Below are 6,124 nucleotides of genomic sequence, written 5' to 3'. Positions count from 1 at the left end.
ATCCGGCCTCCGAAGGGGCCGCTTCCGCGAGGAGGCGGCCCCTTCGCCGTTGCGGCCATCCCTGATGCGCCAGGAGTGCGGGAGGACCGGATGAGGACCGCACCAGGACCGCGCGCCCATACCAAGGACGAAGGCCGCTGCCCGGGGATCACTTCGCCACGCGCGTGAGGACCGGGAGAGCGGTGTCGTCCGAAGGCTTCAGGCGGACCCCGTATCGCGTCGCCCGCCACACCGGCGGCGCAAGACGTCGCGAGCCCGCGACTGTCGGCATGCAGCCGATGGCTCTGCCGGTCCGGGCCTGAGAATCAGCCGATCGCCCAGAAGAGCGGCAGGGCGCCCGCCAGGAACAGCGCGGAGGAGATGAGCACGGCGACGCGCTCGCGATGACGGAGGATGAGGGCGTGGGGCTGGGCGAACATGGGATGGGACGCTGGGAGAGCCGGATCGGAGGGGCGCGTTCACGCTGGCGCCCGAACCGTGACGGATCGGGGGCAGGCCGCGTCATCCACAGGCGGTCGCCGTCGGGTGTCGCGGCCGCGCCACAGGGGCCCGATCCGGCGCCCCACCGACCGTGTCGGTTTCTGAATTCCTGGGTCTCGTCGTCGGGCCGCCGGAGCGTCGCTGCGGACCTCAGGCGACCGCCGCGTCCGGGCTGCCGGGTGCCACGAAGCCTTCGGGTGCGCCGATCTGCTCGGCGAAGCGCTCGATCGGCTGCGGCTTGCTGATCAGGTAGCCCTGGGCCTCGTCGCAGGCTTCCGTCGCCAGGAAGCGCATCTGCGCATCCGTCTCGACGCCCTCCGCCACGACGCTCATCCCCAGGCTGCGGCCGAGCCCCAGGACCGCCCGCACGATGACCGCCGCCTGCGGGCTGACCTCGACATGGCCCACGAACGACCGGTCGATCTTGATCTTGTCGAAGGGGAAGGCCTGCAATGTCGCGAGCGACGAATAGCCTGTCCCGAAATCGTCCATCGCGATGGCGACGCCGAAGGCCTTCAGCCGGCGCAGGATGTTGAGCGCCCGCGCCATGTCGTTGATGATCAGCGTCTCGGTGATCTCGAGTTCGAGCCGCGTCGGCGCCAAGCCCGTCTCGGTGAGGATGGCCAGGATGCGCTCGGGCAGGTCCGCCTGTTGGAACTGGCGCGGCGACAGATTGACCGCCACCTTCAGCGGGCGCGTCCAGCGCGCCGCCTCGCGGCAGGCAGCCCGCAAGACCCACTCGCCCAGCGCCAGGATCAGCCCGCTCTCCTCCGCCAGCGGGATGAAGGCATTGGGCGGCACCAGGCCACGGGTCGGGTGCTCCCAGCGCACCAGCGCCTCGAACCCCAGGAGCCGGCCGGTGCGGGTGCTCACCTGCGGCTGATAGTGCAGAATGAGTTCATCGCCCTCGATCGCCTGGCGCAGGTCACGCTCCAGGTCGCGCCGGGCCGCCTCGGCCTGGTCCATCGCGGGCTCGAACACCCGGTGGGTGTTCCGGCCCTCCGACTTTGCCCGGTAGAGAGCGAGATCGGCGTGGCGGAACAGCGTCTCGCTGTCGAAACCGTGGCTGGGTGCCTGCGCGATGCCGACGCTCAGGCCCACCTTCAGCCGATGTTTGCCGAAGGGAATCGGCGCCTGGATCGCGGCGATCAGGCGTGCCGCCAGCGTCTCCGCGTGGCTGGGATCGCCGGCATCGGCCACCAGTACGGCGAACTCGTCGCCGCCGAGGCGCGCCACCGTGTCCTCCGCCCGCAGTACCGCGCGGATGCGATGGGCCACTGCCCGGAGGAGAAAATCGCCGGCCGCGTGGCCGAGGCTGTCGTTGACGGCCTTGAAGCGGTCGAGGCCGAGGCACAGCACCGCGCAGGCACCGCCGTGGAGATGCAGGTCGGCGAGCCGGATCTCGAGCCGCTCGTGGAACAGCGCGCGGTTGGGCAGGTCGGTGAGGCCGTCGTGGCGCGCCATATGGGCGACCTGCCCCTCGGCCGCCTTGCGCGCGCTGATGTCGATCTGGGTGCCGATGAAGCGCAGCGCGCGTCCGTCCGCGGCGCGGGCCACGACCTTGCCGCGCGTCATCATCCAGGCCCAGGAGCCATCCTTGCGCCGCATGCGGTGCTCGCACGCGAAGGTCGGTGCCCGCCCGCTCAGATGCTCGATCAGCGCCCGCTCCGCCGCGCCCGCATCCTCCGGGTGGAGCAGGGCCCGCCACGTATGGGCGTGGCTCGCCAGCTCGCCGGGCTCGTAGCCCAGCACCCCCCACCAGCGGTCGGAGGACCACGCCTCCCCGGTCGTGAGATCGCAATCCCAGAGGCCGTCGCTGCCGGCGTCCTGCGCCAGGGCGAGGCGGGTCTCGCTGACCTGCAGCGTCACCTCGGCCCGCTTGCGCGCCGTGATGTCCGTGAAGGTCCGCACCGCGCCACCGTCGGGCAGCGGCACGGTGCGGATCTCCAGAACGGTGCCGTTCGGGCGCTCGCGCTCGTAGGTGTGGGCGCGGCACTCCAGGCCGCTATCGGCCACCCAGCGCTTCAGCGCGTCGCTCGCCGTTCCGAATTCACCCTGCGCGATCTGATATTGCCGGACGGCCTCGAAAGCCGGGCGGGACCGCATCAAGGCCGGGGGCAGGTCGAGCAACGCGAGGGCGCGGGCGTTACAGACCTGAACGACGCCAGCGGCGTCGATCATCATGAGCCCTTGATCCATCGTGTCGAGGACGGTGTCCAGAAGCTTCGCCTTCTCGCGCAGCGCGACCGTCCCACTGTTCATGCTCGGGGATCCCAATCGTACGCCTGCGCAAACATTCTAATAAGCGGTGCAAGCTCCTACCGAGGGGGACGTTAACATCGGGAGCTTTCCGGTTCCTTTCCGAAGGACATGATTTCAATCGTTGCGTGCAATCGGGAATGGCGGACAGGGACGTCTCCGAGGGATCGGCCTTCCGGCGCGCCGCCTCAGCCCGCGCGGGTCAGCCTGCGGAGCCTTCCGATGCACGGCGCCCGGGGAAGCGCGCCAGGGCCGTGAAGCGGATCGTGATCGACATCTCGGCCGGGGCCGACGCTTCAGCGGATGGCCCCGGGCGCGTGACGCCGGCCCGCTCGCTCATCGTGTACGGGCCGACCCGGGAGCCCCGGAGCGTGAAGCGGTTCTACAACCGCGACCCGTTCGACCGGCTGGTCAACATTCTCGCCCCTGTCGCGTGAAGCCGGGGCCGGATCGGCCGCTCACTCACCCTCGTCGCGGATGAGGGAGATGCAGGTCCGGACCATCTCCTCGAGCCGAAGGTCCTTCGTGTCGCCGATATTGGCGGTCTCTTCCAGACAGCGCATGAAATACGCTGCGTCCAGCTTGGGCGAGAGCGTGTGGAAGGCCCGGCCCATCCGGCTCGAGAAATCGATCTTGTCAGTCGTGCTCGCCCGGGGCCATAGCGAGGCCCTGTCGTCCACGGTCAGCCGCGCGGCCTCCGCCGGCGGGATCGCGCATGTCAAAGCCATTAAGACGATTATAAGCTTGGCTTGCATTGAAAATCTCCGGTCCTGCGGCGTAAACTTGCTTGAATGTGCGCAGCCGTGACGGTCGACGGACGCGCTGCTCTTCGGACAGGATAAGAAAAGCCATGCGCGTAGCCCGTCTTTCCGGTCTGGTCCCGGCCGGTCTTCTTCTGGGCCTGGCGGCAGTCCAGGCCCAGTCGCCGGACTCGGCGGCCGGCGACCCCAGGCGCAACCAGGCGGCGAAGCTCGCGGGGCTCGCCGGCTTCGTGAACCTTGAATGTCCGGCGCTTCGGAGCGATCCCCTGCGCCTCAAGCAGACCGTCGAGGCCCTGGGCGTCGATGCCGCCAGCCTCGAGACCGGTGACCTGCATCTGACCGCGACCCGCTACATCGCGGCCTACCAGAAGGACGTGGCGGCGAATTGCCGGAAGGCCGAGGCGACGTTCGGGCCGCACGGCTCCATCATTCCCGGCCTGATCGTGCCACGGTAGCGCTGGCCCGCTGTCGGCGGTCCGCCTCACACCGGCCGCCCGTCCCGCGACAGGGCGATGTGCAGGAGGTCGGCGAGGCTGCCGGCGCCGAGCTTCTGCTTCATGCCCGAGACGACCGCCGACACGCTCCGCTGGCTCATCGACAGGCTGTCGGCGATCGTCGCGTTGGACTTGCCCGCGCCCATCAGCGACAGGACCTGAACCTCCCGCGCGGTCAGGCGCGTGAGGGGCGATTCCAGCAGGCCGGCATTCAGCATGGCGATCTTGGTCGCGACCTCGTGCGGCAGGTAGCTGTGCCCGGCCGCGACGGCCGCCAGCGCCTCGTGGAAGCGCGTCACCGCCGTGTCCTTCAGGACGAAGCCGTGCGCCCCGCCCTCGATGGCACGGGCGACGATCACCGGGTCGTCATGCATGCTGAAGGCGAGGATCCGGGTCGCCGGCTCCAGGGCCCGTACCCGGCGGATCAGCGACAGGCCGGACAGGCCCTGGTCGCGGAAACCGAGATCGGTCACGACCAACCCCGGTCGGTAGCGGTGGAACGTCCGGTATCCCGACACGATGTCGGCAGCCTCGTGGACAGTCCGGAGGCCGGCATCCTCGGCGAGGTGGCGGAAGCCCCGCCGCACGACCGGATGGTCGTCGACGATCAGCACCGCGTCGAGACCGCGCGGAGCATCCCGCCCCGCGGGGCGGTCGGCCGAGGCCCGGGCGGCGGTCACGGCGCTCCCTCGAGGACCGGGTGCGGCGCGGCGAGGCGCGCCAACGCCGCCGCGTGGTCGGCCCCCTGCATCCGGGCATTGTAGTAGTGCTGGCACATCTCGCCGTAGAGGCTCTTGCGGCGGCCGCGTCCCGCCGCGATGCCGCCGAGACCGTCGAGGATCGCGCCGTAGCCCTCGCCGGTGCCGGCCTCGGCCAGCATCTGGCCGAGCTGGACGGTGCGGTTGGCGATCATGCGCGGGTCCTCGATGAAGCCGTCGCGGGCCCCTGCCAGCGCCGTCGCCATCGCGCGCACGCGGGGATCGTCGGCCGGCAGGGCCTTGCCGGCCTCCCGTCCCGCGAGCCAGCGGGCCGGGTCGGTCCCGTCGGTCGGCGCGAGCCAGGCCGGCGGGGTGCCCTCGGCGGTGGTGGCGACCACCGCGCCGGCCTCGTCCGCGCGCTCGTCCGACCCGCGGTCGCAGGCGCCGAGGGCCAGCAGGACCAGGCCGGACGCGATCCGGATGCGGCCGGCGCGGCTCATCGCGCGGGCTCCCCGGCGGCCAAGACCGTGCGCGGGCCCTCCGCCACCTTGATGCGCGCCGTCTCGCGCCACGTGGCGAGATCGATCACCGAGACATCGTCCGAGAACCAGTTCGCCACGTAGGCAAGCGAACCGGCCACCGCGATGCCCTCGGGATAGGGCCCGACCGCCACGGTGGCGACGATCTCGAGCCGGGCCGCGTCGATCACCGTCACGGCAGCGGCGTGCTGGTTGGTGACCAGGACGCGGCTGCCGTCCCCGGTGACCGCGACGCCGTAGGGCATCCGGCCGGCCGGAACCGTGGCGCGGGCCCGCAACGTCGCCGTGTCGATCACCGTGAGATCGCCGCTGCGCACGTTGGCGACGTAGAGGCTGGCCTCGTCCGGAGCGAGCGCCAGGGCGAAGGGCGCCTCGCCGGTCGGGACGACGGCGACGCGGGCCATCGTCCCGGTGTCGATCACGCTGACCTGACGGCTCTCGCGATCGGCGACGTAGAGCCGCCCGCGCCGGTCGAGGACGAGGTGGGCCGGGTCTCGGCCCACCGCCGCCGCGCCCTCGACGGCGCCGGTCGCCGCACAGATCCGCAGGACGCGGTCGCCCGACCAGTCGCCCACGAACAGGCTCGCGCCGTCCGGGCTTGCCGCGAGGCCGAAGGCCTGGCCGGGGACGGGCAGGCGGCGGGGCGGCTTGCCGGGCTCGACGACGGTCACGGCGCGCCCGTCCGGGTGGGTCAGATAGAGGCGGCCGGCCCGGTCGGTGGCCGCCGCCACCGGCGCCGGCCCGAGCGGGATCCGCCCGGCCACGGTGCCGGCCTCGATCCGCGCCAGCTCGGCCCCCTGCTGGCTGACGACCCAGACCGGGGCGGCGGCCGCGCCACCTGTCCCGGGGGCCACCGCGAGCGCGGCGATCAGCTGGAGGACGCGCATGCGGGG

At 71.7% G+C, this 6,124-nt stretch carries 6 protein-coding genes and 1 pseudogene; 2 read left to right on the top strand and 5 right to left on the bottom strand.

Going from position 1 to position 6,124, the window contains the following annotated elements:
• Positions 1–630: 630 nt before the first annotated feature.
• Positions 631–2,742: an EAL domain-containing protein gene (locus CIW48_RS29055; protein WP_149313886.1), complete on the bottom strand. Its 2,112-nt coding sequence runs from the start codon at positions 2,740–2,742 to the stop codon at positions 631–633.
• Positions 2,743–3,077: 335 nt separating this feature from the next.
• Between CIW48_RS29055 and CIW48_RS29050 the strand changes: the two are divergent.
• Positions 3,078–3,176 (top strand): annotated as a pseudogene (locus tag CIW48_RS29050) (glyoxalase); the annotation flags it as partial.
• 21 nt (positions 3,177–3,197) lie between these two features.
• Here the strand turns inward: CIW48_RS29050 and CIW48_RS29045 are convergent.
• Positions 3,198–3,467 (bottom strand): hypothetical protein, encoded by a 270-nt coding sequence (locus tag CIW48_RS29045; RefSeq protein ID WP_246695469.1) that lies wholly within the window; start codon positions 3,465–3,467, stop codon positions 3,198–3,200.
• Between the two features lie 122 nt (positions 3,468–3,589).
• Here CIW48_RS29045 and CIW48_RS29040 point away from each other — a divergent pair, with 122 nt between their 5' ends.
• On the top strand, positions 3,590–3,955 hold the full coding sequence (locus CIW48_RS29040; protein ID WP_149313885.1) for a hypothetical protein: 366 nt from the start codon (positions 3,590–3,592) through the stop codon (positions 3,953–3,955).
• A 26-nt stretch (positions 3,956–3,981) separates the two neighbouring features.
• Here CIW48_RS29040 and CIW48_RS29035 read toward each other — a convergent pair whose 3' ends face one another.
• The 3 genes from CIW48_RS29035 to CIW48_RS29025 are packed head-to-tail and all read right to left on the bottom strand — an operon-like array spanning position 3,982 to position 6,118.
• Entirely contained in the window at positions 3,982–4,674 is a 693-nt protein-coding gene (locus CIW48_RS29035) for a response regulator transcription factor (RefSeq protein WP_149313884.1), read from the bottom strand.
• A complete protein-coding gene (locus CIW48_RS29030) occupies positions 4,671–5,192 on the bottom strand; it encodes an MxaH protein (protein ID WP_149313883.1) in 522 nt (173 codons plus the stop codon). Before CIW48_RS29030 ends, CIW48_RS29035 begins: the two co-directional genes overlap by 4 nt.
• Entirely contained in the window at positions 5,189–6,118 is a 930-nt protein-coding gene (locus tag CIW48_RS29025) for a YncE family protein (protein WP_149313882.1), read from the bottom strand. The genes CIW48_RS29030 and CIW48_RS29025 overlap by 4 nt, the downstream gene beginning before the upstream one ends.
• Between the last annotated feature and the right edge of the window lie 6 nt (positions 6,119–6,124).

The sequence above is a fragment of the Methylobacterium sp. P1-11 genome, from assembly GCF_008329595.1.
Classification (GTDB): Bacteria; Pseudomonadota; Alphaproteobacteria; order Rhizobiales; family Beijerinckiaceae; genus Methylobacterium.
The sequence above is the reverse complement of the archived record's forward strand: the minus strand, read 5'-3'. Positions and strand labels throughout refer to the sequence as shown.

Excerpts from the sequence above, each read along its gene's own strand:
- CIW48_RS29055 (WP_149313886.1), bottom strand. The coding sequence starts at position 2,742 with ATGAACAGTGGGACGGTCGCGCTGCGCGAGAAGGCGAAGCTTCTGGAC.
- CIW48_RS29045 (WP_246695469.1), bottom strand. The coding sequence starts at position 3,467 with ATGGCTTTGACATGCGCGATCCCGCCGGCGGAGGCCGCGCGGCTGACC.
- CIW48_RS29040 (WP_149313885.1), top strand. The coding sequence starts at position 3,590 with ATGCGCGTAGCCCGTCTTTCCGGTCTGGTCCCGGCCGGTCTTCTTCTG.
- CIW48_RS29030 (WP_149313883.1), bottom strand. The coding sequence starts at position 5,192 with ATGAGCCGCGCCGGCCGCATCCGGATCGCGTCCGGCCTGGTCCTGCTG.
- CIW48_RS29025 (WP_149313882.1), bottom strand. The coding sequence starts at position 6,118 with ATGCGCGTCCTCCAGCTGATCGCCGCGCTCGCGGTGGCCCCCGGGACA.